General features: G+C 65.0%; 16 protein-coding genes. 4 read left to right on the forward strand and 12 right to left on the reverse strand.

The features are described from left to right. On the forward strand, positions 1 to 207 hold a 207-nt coding region (locus G394_RS19510; protein WP_043776211.1), incomplete at its 5' end, for a transposase. Between the two features lie 287 nt (positions 208 to 494). On the opposite strand, the gene G394_RS20910 is transcribed toward G394_RS19510, so the two are convergent. The 8 genes from G394_RS20910 to G394_RS0115505 form a co-directional block, all read right to left on the reverse strand. Then, entirely contained in the window at positions 495 to 1,436 is a 942-nt protein-coding gene (locus G394_RS20910) for a glycosyltransferase (RefSeq protein ID WP_169725577.1), read from the reverse strand. A gap of 90 nt (positions 1,437 to 1,526) precedes the next feature. Continuing rightward, positions 1,527 to 3,314, reverse strand: a complete 1,788-nt coding sequence (gene recD / locus G394_RS19515) for an exodeoxyribonuclease V subunit alpha (RefSeq protein WP_051307247.1) — start codon at positions 3,312 to 3,314, stop codon at positions 1,527 to 1,529. After that, on the reverse strand, positions 3,314 to 6,811 hold the full coding sequence (recB, locus tag G394_RS0115480; protein ID WP_169725578.1) for an exodeoxyribonuclease V subunit beta: 3,498 nt from the start codon (positions 6,809 to 6,811) through the stop codon (positions 3,314 to 3,316). Before recB ends, recD begins: the two co-directional genes overlap by 1 nt. 8 nt (positions 6,812 to 6,819) lie before the next feature. After that, positions 6,820 to 10,014, reverse strand: a complete 3,195-nt coding sequence (gene recC / locus G394_RS0115485) for an exodeoxyribonuclease V subunit gamma (RefSeq protein WP_028578441.1) — start codon at positions 10,012 to 10,014, stop codon at positions 6,820 to 6,822. A 5-nt stretch (positions 10,015 to 10,019) separates the two neighbouring features. Then, positions 10,020 to 10,574 (reverse strand): HDIG domain-containing metalloprotein, encoded by a 555-nt coding sequence (locus G394_RS0115490; protein ID WP_028578442.1) that lies wholly within the window; start codon positions 10,572 to 10,574, stop codon positions 10,020 to 10,022. Positions 10,575 to 10,633: 59 nt separating this feature from the next. Further along, entirely contained in the window at positions 10,634 to 10,909 is a 276-nt protein-coding gene (gene hgcB / locus G394_RS0115495) for a mercury methylation ferredoxin HgcB (protein WP_028578443.1), read from the reverse strand. A gap of 7 nt (positions 10,910 to 10,916) precedes the next feature. Next, positions 10,917 to 12,086 (reverse strand): mercury methylation corrinoid protein HgcA, encoded by a 1,170-nt coding sequence (gene hgcA / locus G394_RS0115500; RefSeq protein WP_252989033.1) that lies wholly within the window; start codon positions 12,084 to 12,086, stop codon positions 10,917 to 10,919. Positions 12,087 to 12,092: 6 nt separating this feature from the next. Continuing rightward, the gene (locus tag G394_RS0115505; protein ID WP_028578445.1) at positions 12,093 to 12,371 is read right to left on the reverse strand and encodes an ArsR/SmtB family transcription factor; all 279 of its coding nucleotides are present in this window, start codon (positions 12,369 to 12,371) and stop codon (positions 12,093 to 12,095) included. Between the two features lie 130 nt (positions 12,372 to 12,501). On the opposite strand from G394_RS0115505, the gene G394_RS0115510 reads away from it, so the two are divergent. The 3 genes from G394_RS0115510 to pabB all read left to right on the forward strand — a co-directional run bounded on the left by G394_RS0115510 (position 12,502) and on the right by pabB (position 15,696). Further along, positions 12,502 to 13,347 carry a rhodanese-like domain-containing protein gene (locus G394_RS0115510; protein WP_028578446.1) on the forward strand — a complete coding sequence of 282 codons (846 nt, stop codon included), beginning with the start codon at positions 12,502 to 12,504 and terminating at the stop codon, positions 13,345 to 13,347. Between the two features lie 333 nt (positions 13,348 to 13,680). Next, positions 13,681 to 13,818 carry a hypothetical protein gene (locus tag G394_RS21305; RefSeq protein WP_156902640.1) on the forward strand — a complete coding sequence of 46 codons (138 nt, stop codon included), beginning with the start codon at positions 13,681 to 13,683 and terminating at the stop codon, positions 13,816 to 13,818. A gap of 153 nt (positions 13,819 to 13,971) precedes the next feature. Beyond that, complete coding sequence (gene pabB, locus G394_RS0115520) at positions 13,972 to 15,696, forward strand: aminodeoxychorismate synthase component I (protein ID WP_043776214.1); 1,725 nt, start codon at positions 13,972 to 13,974, stop codon at positions 15,694 to 15,696. Between the two features lie 105 nt (positions 15,697 to 15,801). Here the strand turns inward: pabB and G394_RS0115525 are convergent, their stop codons facing one another. The 4 genes from G394_RS0115525 to G394_RS0115540 form a co-directional block, all read right to left on the reverse strand. Then, the gene (locus G394_RS0115525) at positions 15,802 to 16,230 is read right to left on the reverse strand and encodes a MauE/DoxX family redox-associated membrane protein (protein WP_028578448.1); all 429 of its coding nucleotides are present in this window, start codon (positions 16,228 to 16,230) and stop codon (positions 15,802 to 15,804) included. After that, positions 16,227 to 16,976 (reverse strand): rhodanese-like domain-containing protein, encoded by a 750-nt coding sequence (locus G394_RS20410; protein ID WP_051307248.1) that lies wholly within the window; start codon positions 16,974 to 16,976, stop codon positions 16,227 to 16,229. The genes G394_RS0115525 and G394_RS20410 overlap by 4 nt, the downstream gene beginning before the upstream one ends. A 63-nt stretch (positions 16,977 to 17,039) precedes the next feature. After that, on the reverse strand, positions 17,040 to 20,255 hold the full coding sequence (locus tag G394_RS20415; RefSeq protein WP_028578449.1) for a response regulator: 3,216 nt from the start codon (positions 20,253 to 20,255) through the stop codon (positions 17,040 to 17,042). Between the two features lie 83 nt (positions 20,256 to 20,338). Further along, entirely contained in the window at positions 20,339 to 21,184 is an 846-nt protein-coding gene (locus G394_RS0115540; RefSeq protein WP_028578450.1) for a CheR family methyltransferase, read from the reverse strand. Position 21,185: the final 1 nt, after the last annotated feature.

The following is a 21,185-nucleotide window of genomic DNA, read 5'->3' on the forward strand; positions in this document are numbered from 1 at the left end:
TCGACCAACATGCTGGAAAGACTCAATGAAGAGATCAAACGTCGGACCTTGGTTGTCAGGATATTTCCCAATGAAGAAAGCTGTCTACGTTTAATCCGAGCCCTTGCGGTAGAGACGCATGAGAACTGGATCGAGGCAAACAGATACCTGGATATGAGCCTGCTCACAGAGTTAAAGAAGAAAGCATTGATGGAACTGGTTGCTTAATGGAGAACGCATCTGGCGACCTCCGACGAGCTCTGGGTGGGCCCATTCTCGGTCGCCAGCTGCTTGAGGTTACCCATCATGTCGTGGAAGAATTTGCAGAACTTGACGCACACAACTGGAGACGGTTTATGGGATGCTTCGGGGATCCCTTGGATGGCAGAGACGTCCACCGATAGCGGCTGGGATCCTGCCTGGTCGATCGCGACAGCGGGGCGTGATGAAGGTGGGAAAATCTGCGAGAGAAAAGTACTGAATTGGACGCCTTCTCTAGGGAGTGGCGTCCTTTTTCAGTTCTGGGCAAGTATCTTCAGGAGTTTTTGTGTTATCCCGGAAATGTCGAACCTGGAGACGACGGTCTGTCTTGCCTTTTGAGCCATTTGCTTGAGAAGTTTCTGATCGTTGAGCAATATTGATACGTATTCTCCCCACTCATGCTCGCTCTCGACAAGAAATCCGTCCACGCCATGCGATATTATTTCCTTATTGAATCCGACTGATGATGCGATAGGTACAACTCCACATGACATATATTGCAGTATTTTAAATCCACATTTTCCGCGTGTATACGGCGTGTCACTGAGGGGCATCAATCCAACTGTAAAATTTTGAAGCTGGAAAAGCTCTTTTTCAGGAGCCCATGCGTCATAAATGGAGAACTTTGAAAGGGTGCCCGTGGGGGGCGCATTGGATACGATTTGTATTGGGTTTCCGGTTACAGCCTGTATTTGTTCTGCGATATTTTGCAGGCCTGAAAGATAGCTCGAAGTTCCCATCCATCCGACTGTGAATTTTCTGATGCGGATGTCTGAAGTGCAGGGGATATACGCAATCGTGTCGAGGGGGGTGGGCAGTACGGCAACGGACGCCGCTCCGTGCGCAGCTTCAGCGAGATAAGAATTGCCAGCGATGACGATGTCGGCATGGGTGACGTTTTTTTTGAAATTACCCCATTTTTTGCCGCTTCCAGGCGCAGAAGCCTCGTCCTGATCGGTCCATATCGCATCGTCGAAATCGAAGACGACTTTTCTGGATAAAATCTTCAGTGCATATATTTCTGCTACAGAAAGTATTCTTTTCTGTATTATGCAAATATCGAATTTTTTTTTCGCATATATCTTTTTCGAAAAGAATCGTATTCTATCAAATATTGTTTTTGGATATCTTGATACATCCACGTCTATGCCGTATTTTATTATTTCTTTCGCAATTGGTATGACGCGATATCTCACGCTCGGAAGCGTATCTTTTCCTTGTGTTAACCATAATATAGATTTTATTGTCATTTTAATTGATATTCGATTGTAAAGAATTTTGTGAAGTCAGGATAAAGTATGTGGATTTTGGTGTGACGAAAAAAGGATGTGTCCAAGTCCCGATGTCCTATTATATTTTTTGGCCACGGCATATTCAAGTTGTTCTTGGGTGCCACACAATGAAAATTTTTGTTTTGCCCTGGTCAGGGCCGTGTATAGGAGCTCCCGTCCCAGTACGGGGCAAGGTTCCGCCGGCAGGATCAGCACGGTGTGCCTGAACTCCGAACCCTGGCTCTTGTGCACGGTCATGGCGTAGCAGGTCTCGTGCCGGGGCAGGCGGGCCGGGGCGAATGAGGTGAAGCCTTCGGGGGCCGGGAAGAAGACCCGGAGGGTGTCGCCGACGGGCAGGGCGATGCCCGTGTCGCCGTTGAAGAGACCCAAGCTGTAATCGTTCTCCAGGATCATAACCGGGCGGCCCTGATACCATCCATCCCCTGCCGGCGCACCGAGCGCCTCGCGGGCCATGCGGTTCAAGGCCTCGGTGCCTTGCGGGCCCTGGCGGATCGGCGACAGCAGGCGCAGGGCTCCGAACGCCTCGAAGGCACGCACCGGGTCCATTTCCGTGCTCAGGCCCCTGAACGCCGCCCGCACGAGCGGGGCGAGTTCCGCGACCAGGGCCGCGTGTCCGGAACACTCCTTCATCTCCAGATCGTCATGGGGCTGCGAAAGCAGTTCCTCCGCCTTCCCGGCCTCACCGGCCACGATGCACGCGGCCAGGGCGGCGATGCCGCTGTCCGCACCGAACCGCCAGCTTTTCCTCAGTTCCACTACATGGTCCGTCAGGGCCGAGACGTATGAAGCCTCGGGCAGGCGTGCCCCCGCCCTAGCGGCGTCGGCCGCGAAGGCCGGCGAGAAGGCGTTGATGGCGTCCTCGCGGCAGAGGTTGCCAAGCACTGCTCCGGCCTCCACCGATGCGAGCTGGTTACGGTCACCCAGCAGCACCAGGGCGGTTTGTTCGGGCAGCGCTTCCAGCAGGCGGGCCGTCAGTTCGAGATCGAGCATGGACGCTTCATCGACGACCAGCATGTCAAGTGGCAGGGGATTGCCTTGGTGGTGGCGGAAGCCCCCGGCGCCCCAGCCGAGCAGGCGGTGCACGGTCTGGGCGCCCTGCATCAGGCTTTCGTCCAGTTCAGGCGGCAGGGTTCCTCCCGGAAAGGCCGCGGCCAGGGCCTCGGACATGCGCGAAGCCGCCTTGCCCGTGGGCGCGGCCAGGCGGATGCGGAAGGGCGCGCCGGCGTGCATGCGGGCCGCAAGGGCCAGGATGCGGGCCACGGTCGTGGTCTTGCCCGTGCCGGGGCCGCCCGAGATGACGCAGAAGCGGCTGCGCAGGGCCGCGAAGCAGGCCACGTCCTGCCAGTCGGTTTCCTCGTCTCGGGCCTTGAAAATGTCGGGTAGCAGCTCTGCCGGGATGCTCCGGGGCGGTGCCGAGGCCAGGCGCAGGAAGGCCCGGGCCAGGGACTCCTCGTCGCGGAAGAAGCGGGCGAAGTACAGCCGCTCCCCGTCAAGGATGAGGGGCAGGCCGGAGTCGGGCGCGCCGATCACCCCCGTGTCCAGGCCGCCGTCCAATGCGTCCAGGCCCAGGGAGGCCAGTCGTTCGCGCACGCCCTCATCGCCGAGGTGCAGGCAGACGTGCCCTTCGCGCACGGCCAGGGAGACCAGGGCCGTCAGGCCTGCCGCGAGGTCTGCGTGTCCCGGCAGGGCCAGGGAGGCGGCGAAGCGGGCCTGGTAGAGGTCGGCCCCGGTGAAGAGTTCGCTGGCAACGAGGCGGGGCAGGATGGCGGGGCGGGCGAACATCAGCGGTCCTCCATGTAGATGAGGGCCTCGTCCAACGCTTCGAGGAAGCGCAGATCGGGACGGTCCTCATGCACGCCCTGCCCCGGCCGCTCCGGGTCCACGCCGCGCAGGAAGACGTAGCGCACGCCGCCGAAGTGCTCCGCGTAGTCGAATTTTGGATTGCGCAGGGCCAGATGGCGCTTCAGGGCCAGGCAGTAGAGGTGGTACTGCAGGAAGTAGTGGCTGCCGACCATGGCCGTGTGCAGGGCGTCCTGGATGTAGTGGGCGGGAGTGGGGCCGAGCCAGTTGGATTTCCAATCGAGGAGGTAAAATTTTTCACCGCTGCGCACGACCAGATCCATGAACCCGGTCATGAAGCCCCGGCGCGGCTCGAAACGCAAGTTGCCCATGCGCTCCGGCAGGTCGGGCGGCAGAAGCCCGGCCGCGTCCCGATACACGGCGGCCAGGGCCTCGCGGGTCACGGGGCGCAGGGGGAAAAGGAATTCCAGCTCGACCAGCTTGTCCTTCTGTTTGATGCCTTTCAACTGCAACCCTTCTCCCAGATCCGCGTGCAGGACCCGTTTGACCATGTCCTGGACAGTTTGATGCCAGTCCGGGGCGAAGCCGTACGTGGCCAGCGCCTCGGTCACGGCGGCGGGGACGGTGCTCTCGTCCGCGAAATCGATGCGCTCGAAAACCCAGTGCAGGCAGGAACCGGCGGCAGCGCCGCGCGGGAAATTCGCCATGGACCACTCGTCCGCGGCCATGCCGGACGCATCAGTCTCATCCAGGCCCGGCCGCGCTCCGTGTTCCATGCCGCGGGTCAGGCCGGTGAAGCTCGCCAGCCCGAAGCCGGAGCCCAGAACGCGATCCCAGTTCCGGAATCGCAGGTCCGGGGCATGGGTGAATTGCGGCGGTCCCGCCTCGGGTTCGGCGTCGGGCAGTTCCGCGACCTCGATGTCGTCACCCGCCAGTTCGAGCAGGTCCGCGCAGACCATGCCCTCATCGACGTCGTCCCAGTTCAGGGCGCTGTTTTCACCGGCGCGATGCCCGTGGAACAGCCAGGCCGCGCCCGAGGTCTCGGCCTCGTTGATGCGTCCCCAAATCGCGTAGCAGCGGCACTTGGCGCGGGTCAGGGCCACGTACAGCAGTCGCACGCGCTCGGCCTGCGCCTCGGTCAGGGCCTGGCCTATCCGCCTTGGCAGCTCCTCCGTACCCAGGTCGAGAAGCAATCCGCTTTCGTGGATCAGGGCCCGATCCTCGGGGCATCTGGCCCGGCCAAAGATGAAGGGGCAGAAGACTACCGGGTATTGGAGCCCCTTGCTCTTGTGAATGGTCACGATCTGGACCGCGTCGCGGTCCGTGTCCAGGCGGAGCTGGGATTCCTCAGTACTGTCGGTGCCGAGCCGCCGGGCGAACCAGGTCAGCAGGGTGTGCATGGACGCGCCCGATTCGCGTTCCCGGCTGTGGAGCAGCTCCAGGCAGTGCAGGACGTTGGTCATGCGCCGTTCGCCGTCCGGCAGGGAGACAAGGCGCCCTCGCACATCGAGGTCGGTGAAGAGTCGGCGCGCGGCGGCCATGACACCCCGGCGGTCCCACAGTTCGCGGCAGGCGAGGAAGCGTTCGAACCACGCCTCGAGTTTATCGCCGTCCTCGTCGATGAGTGCGAGATGCGGGGCCGTCAGGCCGATCATGGGTGCGGCCAGGGCCGTGCGCAGGGCCGCCGGGCGCTGGCAATCGGCCATGCCGCGCAGCACGGACAGGAGTTCCGCCGCCTCGGGGCTGGCGAAGACCGACGAAGTGTGGGTCACGACGCTCGGGATGCGCAGCGCGCCAAGGGCTTGGTGGACGGCCTCGCCCTGGGCATGGGTTTCGACCAGAACGGCGATGTCCCCTGGCAGGAGCGGCGCGTCGCCGATGCGGATGCTCCCTCCGGCTGCGCCCCGCAGCAGACGGCTGATCTCGGCGGCCACGGCCCGGCAGATGCGCGGCGCAAGCGCCCCCTTGGCCAGGGGCTTGTCCTCGCTCTTGACCTGCCAGAGGACCATGGGCGCGGGTGTATGCCCGTCTTCGCGGAAGCGGTCCCGCTCTTCGTCCGGGGCGCTCACGGGCTGGTAGCCGATTTTCGGGTCCAGGAAGGGCCTTGGATTGTCGGGTCTGAAAAAAAGGCGGTTCACGGCCGCGATGAGCTCCGGTGTGGAGCGGTAGTTGACGCCCAGCGTCATGCCGCGCTCGCAGCTTTCGGCCGCGGTAAGGTACGTGTGAAGATCCGCGCCCCGGAAGGAGTAGATGGCCTGCTTGGGGTCGCCGATGAGGAACAGGCTGTTCTCCCCGTCGCCGGTGGCGAAGAGGGTGCGGAAGATGTCGTACTGCAGGCCGTCGGTGTCCTGGAACTCGTCGATGAGGGCCGTGCGGTACTGGGTCCGAGCCGCCGCGACCAGCTCGGGGCTGGCCAGGGCGGCGTGCATGTTCCGCAGCAGGTCGTCGAAACCCAACACGTTGCGCCGCCGCTTGAGGTCGTCCAGGCGCACCGTCACGCCCGAGAGGAACGCATGGCGCAGATGGACCACATAGGGGCCCAGCGCCTGCCGCAAGGCCTCGACACGGTCCAGGATATCCTGGATCTCGTCGAACAACGGGTGCTCAGGAGCGGTGAAGGCCTTTTTGGTCATGCCCCGCACGTATGTCGAGGTCAGTTCGCCGAGGGCCTTGAGCTGGTCCCTGGCATCGAGCCTCGGGTCGTTCAGGAAGTCGCGTGCCGCTTTCAGACGCTGATCGAGCTTCTGCGGCGAGAACTGGCGGGCGTTGAAATTGTCCGTCCGGGCCAAAAGAAGCGTTCGGACTTCAGTTTCCGCAACAGCCCAGGACGCCATGAGCCTTTCGCATGCCTCACGCACGGCCCGGTCCAGGGGGGCGGGGTCCGGCGCGGGGCTGTCCGGCACGATGCGGATGCGCTGGGCCAGGAAGGGCAGGCCGGACATTTCCGTGAGATGGTCCGGGGGCAGCTGCTTGCGCACTTCCGTGCCGGTCAGGCCATCAAGGGGCAGGATGTGACTGCGCCAGAAATCCACGCAGACCTGGCGGCGCAGGTCCGAGAGGTCCGGTTCGAGCTGCGTGTCGAAGAGGGCCGAGCACTCGAAGCCGTTGCGCCCGAGCATGCGCTGGCAGAAGCCGTGGATGGTGAAGACCTGGGCCAGGTCGAAGTTGCGCAGGGCGAGTTCCAGGCGACGGGCGGCGTCGGTGCCCTCAAAGCGGGCCAGGAGGTCCCGTTCCAGTTCTTCGTCGGCCTCAAGTTCACCAGCCAGCACCCCGGCCACGTCGGACAGCCTTTTCCGGATGCGCCCGCGCAGTTCCTCGGTGGCCGCGTCCGTGAAGGTCACCACCAGGATCTGGTCCACGGTCAGCCCCTTCTCCAGCAGCAGACGCACGAAGAGGCCGGTCAGGGTGTAGGTCTTGCCGGTGCCGGCGCTGGCCTCGATGAGGGTCGTGCCGTCCAGGGGGGCGGTGCAAAGGTCCATGGGCTCCATCACTGGGCGCCTCCCAGAATGGGGCCGTAGATTTCCTCGGCCACGTCCGCGAAGCGCTCCCAGTCCGGTTCGACGTCGCGGAAGAGGAAGGCCAGGTGCGGGTCGTCGCGCTCGGGGCTGACCATGTAGCCGCCTTCCCACTGGCGCAGGGCCTGCATCAATGCCTCGGGGCGCTCCTTGGGCTTGCGGCCCGTGAAGCGTGCCTCGGCGAAGGCCAGGGATGTCCGGGGGAAGAGAGGGATGGGGGTGCGCATGCCCTGCGTGTAGAGTCGCAGCAACCCTTCGAGCATGTTCCGGGCGCCCGGTGCCTCGGGTGCGGTGAAGCAGTCATCGGTGCCGATGTGTATGGACTGGACGGCATGGCCTGCGGCCGAGGCGGCCAGATGGCGGACCCACAGGCGGAGCATGTCCGGGCTTTTGGTCTTGGCCGGGCGGCAGGTCACGATGCGGTCGCCGTGGAGGTCGAGGCGTCCTGTGAGCGTGACCCTGCCCAGTGGCAGCTTCAGGTCGAGGCGCGCGGCCTTTTCGTCGCCGATGACGGCCCGTGCCTGGTCGGCCAGGGCGCGGATCTGGGAGCAGAGTTTCCGGCTCGCGTCGGTCCCGGCCTGGCCCGGAGGCAGGAGCTGCCAGGTCAGGAGCAGCCCCTCCAGATTGGCGGCGGGCTCGTCCAGGGCCGTGCGCAGGAGATCCTGCAAGGGGCCGTAGGCTTCGAGGCCCGTGGGCGCGGCCAGGGGCTCCTCGTCCATAAAATCGTCCTCGCCTCTGCCTGGGTCGATGCGCAGGGCGCGTAGCAGGTGGCGGCAGGGGTGGGTCAGGAAGCGCGTCAGCTCTTCGATGTCGATTTCGATGTCACGCTCCGCCTGTGCATCTTCGGGAGCATCGGTCGCGGGGAAAAATTGCCTGGACCGGTGCTCGGCAAACAGCGCCAGCGCCGCGTCGCGGTTCTGGGCAGAGTAGGAGAAAAGGCGCGACCCTGCGCTGAAATAGTCCGGATGGAAGGCCTGCAGCTTGTGCTTGAAAACAATGGCCTCCGAGGGTTTGCGGCCGTCAACCGTGCACCCTTTGTCCAGGAAATCGAGCAGTTCCGAGACCAGGACCGAGGGCGGCGCCACGGCATTGTCGGATTGGGACAGGCCGGGGTAGGTCAAAATGAGGCTGTCGCGGGCCGAGATGATGCTCTCCAGGAACAGGTAGCGGTCGTCCTCGCGCAAGGACCGGTCGCCGGGCCTCGGACGGGCGGCCATGAGGTCGAAGCCCGGGGGCGTGTCCTGGCGCGGGAAGGCCGTGCTGGTCAGGCCCGTCAGGCAGACCACCCGGAAGGGGATGGAGCGCATGGGCCTCAGGCCGCAGAAGGTCAGGCCCGAGGCCAGGAAGCCCGACTCGCCGCCGCTCTCGTCCAGCCGCTTGCGGATGAGATAGAGCATGGTCCGGGCGTCGGCCTCGAAGTCGCCCATCTCGCCGGTCAGGTCGGTCACGGTTCGGCGGATGGCCAGCAGATGCTCGGCTTGGGCTGGGTCCTGGGGGAAAAAGGAGCCCAGGATCCACAGCAGGCAGTCCCGCCAGTCGGAAGGCTTGCGCGTGTGATCCAACCTGGACCACAGGGTGGCGAGTTCGTCGATCCAGGCGGTCACGCGGCCCAGCAGTTCCTGCTCGGCCGAGCCGCGCAGCGCCAGGGGGGCGATGCCGCCCAGCGGGGCCGCCGCGCCGGTCATGTATCCGAGGAACAGGCGGGACAGGCCGCTCTCCCACGTGTTCTGGCCGAAATCCCCAAGCCCCGCATTCCTGCGGAAATTCCGATCAAGCCCCCAGCGCACGCCGGATGCGCGCACCCACTCCAGCACGCGCTGCGTATCGGACGCCTCCAGGCCCAGGCGCTGCCGCACTGGCGGGGCTTCGAGCAGGGCGCAGACGCGCGAGGCCTCGAAGCGGTGCTGTCCGAACTCCAGGAGTTCCAGGAAGAGGCGGATGGTTTCGGCAGCCCTGGTGGGCTTGCGGTCGGAGATGGAGAAGGGGACGGCGGCCTCGCCGGGGGTCCCGAACACGGCCTGGATGACCGGGGCGTAGGCCTCGATGTCCGGGTTCATGACCAGGATGTCCTGAGGGGTGAGGGACGGGTCCTTGGAGAGGAGGTCGAGGATCAGGTCCTGCAAAACCTCCATTTCGCGCAGGGGGCTGTGGCAGCAGTGGACCTGGATGGAAGTGTCGAAGAAGTGCGCTGTTTCGTCCCGGACGTTCAGATCAAGCAGGTCGGTCTGGAGTTGTCCGAGCACGGTGTCGGCGCCTGGTTCCTCGTACAGCCTCGTTTCCAGCGCGTCCCGGTCCATCAGCAGTTCCAGAAAGTCTTTCCCTACCGCGCCGAGACCCGCCAGCGGCATTGCGTCTTCGGGTCGTTCCGGGGAGGCGTGCTCTCCTGCGCGGTAGGCGCGCCGTCGTTCCCGATGCGTTAGAAGGTCGCCCCAGTACTTTCGGCAAGGGCTGAGCAAAAAGACGTGCACCTGGCTGTGCCTGGACAGGACTTTCAAAAGATCGAGATAGACCGGAGGCAGGGTCGGGATGCCGAAGACGCAGACGCGGGTGGGGAGTTTCGGCAGGGACGAGCCTTTTTCCAGCTTGGTGATGGTCCGTCGCAGCAGCGCCGCGCGATGCTCCCCGCCCATGTCCCGGATCAGTTCCCTCCATAGCCGGGCCTGCCAGGTTTCGCTGGCGATGTGGCTGGGCAGGAGGAAGTTTCCGCTCGGTTCATGGTTCTCCCAGCGTGCGGCCCACTCCGGCCGGAAGATGAGATACTGGTCGAAATGATAGGCGATGCGCTCGGCCAGCTGCACGGACTTGAGTTCCGAATCCTCGCGCACGTAGCGCGCCAGCGGCGCGAACTCCGGCTCGTCCAGCAGGCCGCGCAGCAGGTGCGTGATGCGCCACAGCATGCGCTCCTGGCTTAAGGGGTATTCGGGGGGCAGGTCGGCCCGCAGTTCCCGACAGAGTTCGTAGGCGAAACCGACGGGAAACGGGAACCGCACGCCCGCGCAGACCCCGTGACGGCGGGCCATCTGCATGGAGATCCAGCGCTGCATACCCCTGGACTGAACCAGGATGGTCTCCTGCTTCATGGGGTCCAACGGAATTTTTACGACCTCGGCCAGCAGTTCGGCCAGGTTCTCCAGGCGGTTGGAGGCGTGGAGGAGAAAGCCTTCCATGAGAGTCAGGACGCCGCCAATCCTACTTCGTTTTCGATGCCCGTGATGGCCGCGATGGAGAGTGTCAGGAAATCTCCCAGTTCCAGGCCGATCTTTTCGCATTCCTTGATGGTCTCGCGACAGACCGAGGCGGCGAAGGCCTTGTCCTTCATCTTTTTCTTCAGGCTCTTGGCCTCCATGCCCTGCATGCGCGTGGGGCGGACCAGGGCTGCGGTGTGGATGAGGCCGGTCACGGTCTCGCCGCAGCGCAGGGCGAAATCGAAGTCCGACTGCGGCAGATTGCCATTCATCTCGTTGTGGCGGGCGATGGCCAGCACGGCCTCTTCGGGTAGCTTGCCGGCCAGGGTTTCGGCGGTCAGCAGGCCGTGTTTTTCGGGGGTGTCCTTGGTCTCGGGATAGTCGAGGTCGTGCAGCAGGCCGGCCAGGCCCCAGGTTTCGGGGTCGTGGCCCAGGCGGGCGGCCAGGGCGCGCATGACGGCTTCGGTCTCCAGGGCGTGAACGACGAGGTGGTCGGGGGCGCTGGCCTTGATCATGGCCAGGGCTTCGGTGCGGTCGAGCATGTGTCCTCCGTGGTTTGGAAGGCAGAGAATTCCTGCATTTCCGCGCCGCGGTCAAGGATTCAGCAGCACGAAGTCCCGCGCTTGCCCGGCAGCCAGGTCTGGATGATGTACTCGGCGCAGCCCACGCCGGGCGTGACCGTGATGGCGTCGGTCGGGCAGTTCAGGGCGCAGGCCCCGCACTCCATGCAGGCTTCGCGGTCCAGGACCTCGGCCTTGCCGTCCCGCACGGCGAAGATGCGGTGCGGGCAGACCGTGGCGCACAGGCCGCAGCCCACGCATTTTTCGCGGTCATAGGCCAGGGTGGCCACGTTTTCGAGATGGCGGAAGTTTTTCATGTCGTCCTTACGTAAAATTGCCGATCACAAAGAGGATTGCGGCCAGGAGCGTGCCTGCGGCCTGCAGGGGGATGGCCTTGCGCATCTCCTTTTCCACGCCCGAGGGTGACGTGTAGGGCGTGGATCCCGTGAAATTGAGTCCCAACCACGAGGACATGACCACCGTCCACAGCCCCGCTCCCATAATCTGAGTCACGGACTGCTCGGGGAAAATGGCCGGCAGCAGCACGGCCAGGGCCAATCCAAGCCCGGCTCCGCCCAGGGAAAAGAGCCGCGTGCGCAGCGCGGGCAGGAGCAGGGGAAAGAGAACCGCGCCGGCGGCCAGGCCCAGGCCCGTTGCGCTCGCGGCCAGGATCCAGCGCTGCCCGATGGCCTGCATGGAAAAGTCCGGACCAATGAGGCTCAGCGCGGCCGCCACCAGGAAGGACGCGAGGATGATCTTCCAGCCCAGGACCAGTTCCACGGGGATGACGGCGGCGCGCTCCCGCATGGAGAAAGTCACCTCGCGCATGGCCTCGTCGATGCCGTGGTCGAGGTAGCGGGGCAGGTCTTCGGCCCGGACGGGCCCGAACACGGCTTCGAACCCGCAGGCCTTGCGCAGGTCGCGGGCCCGCACCCCGTTGGCCCCGAGCTGGGGCAGGATCAGTCGGCGATGGGACACGACGCGGTCGAGCCCGGTCTTATTTACCTGCTCGGCGATGCCGGCCGCGCTGAAGGTACCCTTGCCGCCCGCGCACCAGACGTTGATGCCGCGCGTGTCGACCACCAGCAGCCAGACGTCGCGTCCGGTCAGGGCGAAGCGAACCGTGTCGAAGGTCAGCTTGTAGTTGGCCGTGACGACCACCGGGGAGCCTGGGTCGGGAGCGCCCACGGCGTAGAGGCCGGGGTTGACGGTATAGTGGTTGCGGTCGAGGCCCAGCCGGGCGCGGCAGGTCCCGAGCCGGTCCTGCGCCGTGGGGCTGGTCCGCAGGCGTGGGATGCGCCCTGCGGCGGTGGGCGTGAAGGCTTCGACGTAGGGTTCGATGCGGTAGCCCGGAAGGTCGTCCACCCCTGCACCAGGGGCCGGCGGCGGGCCTCAGCACGCCCCCGGTGCCGGGGAGGGAGAGGGCGCGTCGAGGGCGCACGGATCTGAAAACGGGCCGGAAGGGGCCATGGGAAAGGGCTGCAAGGGTTTCATAATTTCCTAGAGTGCGGTGACGAGTTTTTTGAGTTCGGCCAGCCGGTCCTTGTCCGCGCAGTAACAGATCCGCGGCCCTTCGATCTCGCCTCGGATGAGCCCCGCCTCCTTGAGTTGATTGAGGTGCTGGCTGACGGTGGATTGGGCCAGGGGCAGGATGCTGACGATCTCGCCGCAGATGCAGCGGTCGACCTGCAGCAGGTGCCTGAGGATGGCCACCCTGGCGGGGTGACCCAGGGCTTTGCAGAGGGAGGCGAGGGCGTCGTCGTGTCTGTCCTGGCTCATGATCGGCTCCACTTATAAATCGTATTTCGTAAAAATACGATAAGCCGCTTTTTGCGTCAATCCCTGGCCGTGTATTGAATTTTCCCCCATCCGGGGGCATTATGCACAAACACATTCTCGAGGAGGCACTATGCGCTGGAAACAATTCTTCACCCCGGTTCAGTCCATGAATCCGGACGAGGCCCGGGCCTATCTGTCCGACAAGACCCTGCAGGAAGTGACCATTCTCGATGTGCGCCAACCCGGCGAATACGAAGAGGGGCACATTCCCGGCGCCAAGCTCGTGCCTATGGCCGTGCTGGCGGATTCCCTGCACGAGATCGACAGCTCCAAGCCCGTGCTCGTCTACTGCGCCATCGGCGGCCGCAGCCGCATCGCAGCCCAGACCCTGGCCGGCAAGGGCTATGACCAGGTCATCAACCTCTCTGGCGGTTTCAAGGCCTGGACCGGCCAGGCGGCCTACGGGCCCGAGGAGGAGGGCGTCGACCTTTTCGCCGAACTGGACAGCGCCGAGCAGATCCTGGCCACGGCCTATTCCCTGGAGGACGGGCTGCGCGATTTCTACCTGCGCATGCAGGAGCGGGCCTACGACGAGAAGCTCAAGAGCGTCTTCAGGCTGCTGGCCGACATCGAGATCAAGCACAAGGACCGGCTGTTCGAGGAGTACACCCGGTTGACGGGCAAGGACGACCGGGGGGCCTTCGAGTGCACCTTTGTCACCCCGCTCATGGAAGGGGGCATGACCACCCAGGAGTATCTGGAGCGCTTCAAGCCCGATATGGACAGCCCCGTGGACGTCGTGTCCATGGCCATGTCCATCGAGGCCCAGGCCCTGGACCTCTACATGCGCGCCGCCGTCTGGACCACGGACGACGAGAACCGCGCCATCCTGGAACAGATCGCCAGCGAGGAGAAGAGCCATCTGGCCCGTCTCGGCCAGCTGCTGGACGAAATGTACGCCGACGGCAAACCCTGATTCTCTCCAGTTTCCGAAACGCCGCAGCGCAAGGGCCCGTGTCGAAGTCGTACCGACTTTGCGCGGGCCTTTGCTGCGCTTGGGACGCGGCCCAGGCGCGCGGCGTGACCATGGGAGAAGATGCGTAAGTGCGTGGGAGAGGAATTGCGCACCGCGTACGGTCTTTGCGCGCGCATTTCGGATCAAAACTCTCATCATTCATCACTGCCGGATCAATATCATTGGAGAACGGGCAGTTGACCCTCATCGTGCGGCCAGGCACGCCCTTTGCTCAATGGATGCCAACGGCGACGGCCATGTGGTCGCCTGCCAGCAGACTTTCGGGGGTGTGTCATGAAGCAGATCTGTTACCTTTTCTGGATTGCCGGGATGGCGACTCTTGTTGCTTATGGCTGGAGCGATAATATCCTTAATCAGGTTTCCGAGGTGGTCCGATTCATGGGGCGGCTTGTGGCCTTCATGATGGTCTGACCCTCCTCCTCTCGCGTGTCCGCAGCCGGAAGGACCTGGCATCCTTCCGGCTGCGGGGTTTTTCTTCGCGCTTTTCCCTCCTCGGGGACGTTCGTCCGCACCATCCTGCTCCCGCGCTGTTGCGCTCCCGCACGGCCCGTTATAGGCCACGTCATGTCTGTCGTCTTCTTTTCCCCCGATCATGGGTCCTGGGTGCGCTACGAGCGGCCCGCGGCCGTATTCGAGGCGCATCGCCATGACGAGATTCCCGGCCTTCTGGCGCATCTCGAAGGCGAAGTGGAGCGGACGGGCCTGCACGCCGTCGGGTTTCTGGCCTACGAGGCGGGAAGCGCCTTCGATGCGGCCATGCCCGCCGCTCCCTGCACGCCCTTCCCGCTGGCCTGGTTCGGGCTCTACGGGCCGCCCCTGACCATCCATCTCGACGCCACCACTCCCGCTCCCGCCCTGGCCTGGACGTCCGAACTGAACGAACCCTCCCACTCCGGGGCGCTGGCCCGCATCCGCGAACACCTGGCCTGCGGCGAAACCTATCAGGTCAACTTCACGCACCGCCTGCGCGCACGCTTCGACGGGGACCCGTGGGCCCTCTTCTGCCGGCTCGCCGCCCGCCAGCCCTCGCCGCACTGCGCCTATGTCGACACCGGGGATTTCGCGGTGTGCTGCGCGTCGCCCGAGATGTTCTTCGAACGTGAGGGCGAGACGGTCCGGTCGCGGCCTATGAAAGGCACCGCGCCCCGAGGCCGATGGGCCGGGGAGGACAGGGCCATGGCCGAAAGGCTCATGGGTTCGGAGAAGGAGCGGGCCGAAAACGTCATGATCGTGGACATGGTGCGCAACGACCTCGGCCGGGTCTGCCGCCCGGGCAGCGTCCGAGCGCCCGAACTGTTCCGGGCCGAGCGCTATCCGACCCTGTGGCAGCTGACCTCCCTGGTCGAAGGAATGACAACGCTGCCCACGGCCGAGGTCATGGCCGCCCTCTTCCCGGCCGCGTCCATCACCGGCGCGCCCAAGGTCCGCACCATGCACCTCATCAACGAGCTCGAAGTCTCGCCGCGACGCATCTACACCGGCACCATCGGCGTCATGCTGCCGGGGCGGCGGGCCCGTTTCAACGTGGCCATCCGCACGGTCCTCGTGGACCGGAAGGCCGGGACGGCGGAGTACGGCGTGGGCGGGGGCATCGTCTGGGATTCGGCCCCGCGCGACGAGTACCGCGAAACCCTGCTCAAGGCGCGGGTGCTGGATGCGCCGGCGCCCGAATTTTCGCTTCTGGAGACCATGCGCTGGAGCCGGGCTACCGGGGTGTTCCTTCTGGAGGAGCATCTGTCACGAGTCGCGGAGAGCGCGGAGTATTTCGGCTTCAGGCTGGATGTCGAAGGTCTGCGGGCGGAAATCGAGGCTGCGGTCCGGAATGCGGACGGAACGGGCGGCGTGCTGCGGCTGACGGTCGCGGGCGGGTCGGTCGGGCTGGAGCCGCGGCCCCTGCCTGCGCCATGGCCCTGTCGTGTCGCCCTGGCGCGCACGCCGGTAGATTCACGCGACCCGTTTCTCTTCCACAAGACCACACGGCGCGCCGTATACGAGCGGGCCCGCGCGGAGGTTCCTGGGATGGACGACGCGCTGCTCGTCAACGAGCGGGGGGAGGTTACGGAATCGACCATCGCCAACCTGGTGTTCGAGCTGGACGGCGACCTGCTGACGCCGCCCCTTGAGAGCGGCCTGCTGCCGGGCACCCTGCGGGCCGCGTTGCTGCGGGCGGGACGCATCCGGGAGCGGGTCGTGCACGTGCGGGCACTGTCCTGGTGTTCGCGGATGTGGTTGATCAATTCCGTGCGGGGGTGGCGCAGGGCCACCCTGGCTGATCGGGACAAATCGTAGCGGGCCGCCCCAAGAAGGCCATCTGCTGCGTCAGCGAGAAAAGCCAGGATGCGCAAGACACTGCGCACCCTGGCTTTTTCGCTTCATGGAGTTTTCGCCCGTCGGCTAGTCGCCCTCGGGCGCTCCCCGCTGCAGCAGGGCCGCGGCCAGGCCCAGGGCCAGGAAGAGACCGTCGCGCACGATGTACCACGTCATGTCGCCAGAAGGCACGCCTCCGGACGTGAAGCACCCGCAGGACAGGTCGATGCCGCGCAGGCGGGCGCTGACGAGTGCCGCCAGGAACACGACGAGCATGGCGTTGGCCAGGAAGAGGGCGGGCTTCATCCAGACCCGGCACAAGAGCAGGGCGGCCACGACCAGTTCCAGCCAGGGCAGGGTCAGGGCCGTGAAATTGATGAGCGCGTCGGGCAGGATGAGGTAGTAGCTGATGCTTGCGGCAAAATCCGTAGGCGAAAGGATCTTCTGCGGCGCAGCGGCCAGGAAGACGAGGGCCAGGGCGATGCGCGTGGAACGGGCAAGGGACGCCGTGTTCATGACTGACCTCCGTCGTGTTCAGGGTTCCGCCCCGTGGCCGTGGGCAGGCCCTGTTCCTGCCACAGGGTCCAGCCGTTCAGCAGTTCGTGGACGTTTTCGATGCCCTGGGCCCGGAGAGCGTCGGCCAAGTCCGAGCTCAGGCTGCAGCGTTCGCCGTCGCAGTAGGTGATGACCGTCTTGCCCTTCAGACGTTCCCGGACGGAGGGGAAATTCTGTTCGAAAGCATGGAGGGGCAGGGAGAGGGCGCCCTGGACATGGCCTTCGGCATATGTCTCGGCGTCCCGGGCATCGACGAACACGGCCTGTCCGGCGGAGAAGATCGCGGCGGCGTCCTGCAATGAAATTTCTCCGCCGGCCGGGGCTGCATGGCCGACTTCGGCCGCGGGAACGGTCGCGTTGTCGGTGGGCGTGAAATCTTGCGATGCGTTGCCGGTATCGGCGGGCGTCGAGGAATCGGCGCCGACGTTCTCGGCGGGGGTGGAGTTGCCCGCTCCCGGCATCGTTTCCGCCGTTGTTTCGGCGGAGGCCGGCTGGGCTGCGGATGCGTTCTCCGCCAGGGAATCGGCGTCCGTCGGCGTTGTCTGGTTCTGTGCCGCGGGAGCCTGGGAGACGGGGGCGGCCGGTGCCTTTCTGGCCTCGACCAGCGGCAGACTGACGGGCCGTGAGGCGTTGAAGGCCAGCCCGAGGCCCACGGACAGGCCGACGGCGACCAGGGTCTGGAGGACGAAACGTGTGGATGCTTTCATGCCTGCTCCTGTATGGTTCGGCCTGTTCCTACGGCCTGAAGGCCTCCAAGGCAAGGGCGGCGTTCACTCTCCCCCGTGCGGACGGCCCCCCTCGGGCATCGTGCGATGGAATTCTCCCAGCAGCGTGTCCAGGGCCTCGGACAGCGCGTCCAGGCCGTCCCGGCACGAGTTCACCCGTCCGGTGGCCGCGACGGTTTCCAGGGTCATGGCCGTTTCGCGCAGTCTGTCCGCACCCAGGTTGGCCGAGGCACCCTTGATGCTGTGGGCCTGGGAAGCCAGAAGATCGAAATCTCCCTGCGACAGGGCCCGGCGCATGATGTCCAGGCGCCGCGCGGCATCGGCGCGGAACCCGCCGACGATGTCGCGGGCCAGGTCCTCGTCGTCCAGGATGCGGGCCATGAAGGCCTGCCTGTCCCAGACGGCCTGCCGCGCGTCTTCCGCGGCCGGGGCCTCGCGCGAAACCTGCCTGCGGCCCTCCCCGCCCGGTAGCCAGGCCTGCAGCGCCTCGGCCAGAGCCGTGAGGGCGATGGGCTTGGGCACGTAGTCGTTCATCCCCGCTTCGAGGCATTTCTCCTTGAAACCCGTCTGGGCGTGGGCCGTCATGGCGATGATCGGCACGTCATGGTCGAGGGCGGGGCCTGCGTGGTCGCGGATGAGGCGCGTGCACTGGAAGCCGTCCATGACCGGCATCTGCACGTCCATGAGCACGAGGTCGTAGGCCGTGCGGGATAGCGTCACCAGGGCCAGGGACCCGTTCTCCGCGGCGTCGGCCTTGATGCCCATGTTCGACAGGATGCCCAGGGCGACCTGCTGGTTGGTCACATTGTCCTCCACCAAGAGGATGCGGGCATTGCGGTCCGAGAAATTCGGGATGACCCGCCTGACCGCTTCCCGCGCCACATGCCGGGTGACGAAGGCCGGCTCCGCTCCCCTGCCCATGACGATGTTCAGGCAGGTCTTCAGTTCGCCGTGCAGGACAGGCTTGCACAGGTAGCCGGAGAAGCCCGCCTCGCGGAAGCGTTTGGCGTCGCCGCGCTGGCCCAGGGAAGTCATGAGCAGCGTGCGGGTGTGCCGGAACCTGTCGTCGGCATGGATGGCCCGCCCCAGGGATTCCCCATCCATGACCGGCATGCAGTGGTCGAGCACGGCCAAGCGGAAGGGGTCCCCCGCCGTGGCGGCCCGGGCCAGCTTGTCCAGGGCGCCCGGTCCGCCCTCGGCCTCGTCGGGGCGCATGCCCCAGGCCGAAAAGCGGGCCATGAGAATTTCGCGGTTGGTGACGTTGTCGTCCACGACCAGCACCCGCAGCCCTTCGAGTCCGCCGGGATCGAGGGCTCTGGCTCCCGCCGCAGTGGATGCTTCGAGCCGGACGGTGAACCAGAAGGTGGAGCCCCGGCCCAGGACGCTCTGTACGCCGATCTCGCCGCCCATGAGTTCGACGAGTTTCTTCGAGATGGACAGGCCCAGTCCGGTGCCGCCGAAACGTCTGGCGATGGATGCGTCCGCCTGGGTGTAGTCCTCGAACAGGCGCTCCCGCATGTCTTCGGGGATGCCGATGCCCGTGTCGCGGACGGCGAAGAGCAGGGTGATGGGCTCGGCGTCCTGCGGGCTCGCGGCGTGGGCCAGGGAGACGCGGACCTCGACCTCGCCCTCGGGGGTGAACTTGATGGCGTTGCCCGCGAGGTTGGTGATGACCTGGCGCAGCAGGGCGGGCTCGCCGCTGAAGTGCTCCGGGACGTCCGGGTCGGCGGAGCAGATGAACTCGATGCCGCTTTCCGCCGCCTTCACGGCGAGCATGGAGGCCACGTCGTCGAGGAGCGGGCGCAGATCGAAGTCCAGGCTCTCAAGTTCGAGGCGGCCGGATTCGATCCTGGAAAGGTCCAGGATGTCGTTGACCACGGCCAAGAGGGATTCCCCGCTGGATTTCAGGGTGCGTACGTAGCGGCGCTGCGTCTCGTCCAGCCGCGTGTCCATGAGCAGTCCCGTCATGCCGATGACGCCGTTCAAGGGCGTGCGGATCTCGTGGCTCATGCGGGACAGGAAATCGCTTTTGTCGCGCGCGGCCTGCTCGGCCCGCAGCCGGGCGTCGTCGAGTTCCAGGTTCTTGAGCTCCATCTGCTGGGCGAAGTCGTTGAGCCTTTGCTCGGCCTTCTTGCGGTCGGACACGTCGACGAAGCATTCCAGCAGCTTTTCCCGGCCTTCGATGATGACGCGCTTGACGGTCTTCAGGATGGCCAGCCGGCTGCCGTCGGCCCGGAGCATTTCTCGTTCCGAGTTCTCCAGCGTCATGCCCTGGTCGCAGACGGGGCATTTTCCCCTGGCCGACGGGCAGAGCAGTTCGTGGCAGCAGCGGCCGATCAGGTCCGCGGGATCGGCGCCGAAAAGGGCGGCCACGTGTTCGTTGGCGCGCTCGATGGCCCGCGTCTGGCCGTCGACGATGACCACGCCGATGGGCAGGATGTCCAGCAGGACGCGCTGCAGGTCTTCGCTCTCGCGCACGGCCCGTTCCATCCGGGAGCGTTCCGAGATGTCCTCCAGGGTCGCGATGGCGCCCGTTGGGGACTGTCCGGGCTGGATGGGTTTGAAGTTGGCGCGCAGAACCCGTGTCGCCCCGCCGGTCACGGACGTGTACTCCCCCTCGATGAACGCCGGCTTGCCGTTCAGGGCCCGCTCCAGTCCGGCGCGTGCGATGGGGGATTCCAGATGGGCGGCGCTGAAGCCGATCAGTCGGTCGCGGGTTGAGGACATGAGTTCCACGACCACGTCGTTGCAGTCGATGATGGCGCCTGCGCTGTCGAACAGGATCATGCCCAGCGGCGATTTCTCGAAGATGATGCGGTGTTGCAGCTCGCTTTCGACCAGGGCCTGCTCCACGGCCTTGCGGCGGGTGATGTCGGTCATGAACCCCTGGTAGAGGTTCACACGGCCGTGCTTGTCGCGCATGGCCCTGGCGTTGCTCGAAACCCAGAGGGTCGAACCGTCGCGGCGTTTGAATCGGCATTCGTAATTGATGAGCCGGCCGTCGGACTCCATCCTGAGGATGAACTCGTCCCGATCTTCGGGGGCGAAATAGATCTGCGCGGCGATGTCCGTGATGGATCGGACCATGTCCGCCGGAGAGTCGTAGCCGAACATGCCGGCCATGGCCGGGTTGACGGCCAGGAAGCGGCCGTCCAGGGTCGACGTGTAGACGCCGATGGGGGCGTTGGCCAGGACGTCGTCGCTGTCGAAGCCGTCGGCGGAGCCTTGCGTGACGCGGCGGGCGAGGAGTCTTTTGAGCATGCGCGGTGCCGTTCTCGTTGTACTGCGTTCCGGGGGATACAGGGCTTTGGGTGCGTCGCTTTCGGCGTTCTCGGGCGTCCGGTCTAGATGCGGACGTAGGTGGCCGGCGCCAGCTGCTGCAGCGGCAGGCCCGTCCCGGCCAGGCTTTCCGAGTGGCCGATGAAGAGGTGTCCGCCGGGTTCGAGGTGGTTGCAGAACTTCTGCACCAGCTCGTTCTGGGTCTTCTTGTCGAAATAGATCATCACGTTGCGGCAGAAGATGAGGTCCATCTTCTCCCGGAACTGGAAATTGTCCATGAAGTTCAGACGCCGGAAGCTGACCGTCTCGCGCAGTTCCGGCGCGATGCGCACCATCCGCATGTTCTTGTCCTTGCTGCGCAGCAGGTACTTGCGGCGGAATTCCACCGGGATGGTGGCGATCTTCTCCTCTTCGTAGACGGCCCTGGCGGCCTTGTGCAGGATGTCGGTGGAGATGTCCGTGGCCACGATGGAGAAGCGCAGGGGACTGACCCGCTCGTGATAGTCCATGAGGGTCATGGCCGTGGTATAGGGCTCCTCGCCCGACGAGCAGCCGGCGTTCCAGACGGTGAAGACCCGTCCGGCGTTTTTTTTCTGCCACTGGGGCAGAATCGTCTGGGACAGGAATTCGAAGTGCCTGGGCTCGCGGAAGAAGCTCGTGGTGTTGGTGGTCACGGCGTCGACCATCTGGGGCAACTCCACCTCGAGCCCTTTGAGGGACTGTAGGTACTCCAGGTACTGTCCGTAGGAGCGCATGTTCAGGGTGCGTAGGCGGCGCTGCAACCTGGCCTGGAGCATGGTCTTCTTGGCCTGGGTGATCTTGATGCCCAGTTCCGAATAGATGAACTCGCTGAACTGCTTCAGTTCCCGGTCCGTCATCAGGGGGGCGTTCTGGCCGCTTGCGTCGTACATG

Origin of the sequence: Desulfomicrobium escambiense DSM 10707, assembly GCF_000428825.1 — a bacterium.
GTDB lineage: Bacteria > Desulfobacterota > Desulfovibrionia > Desulfovibrionales > Desulfomicrobiaceae > Desulfomicrobium > Desulfomicrobium escambiense.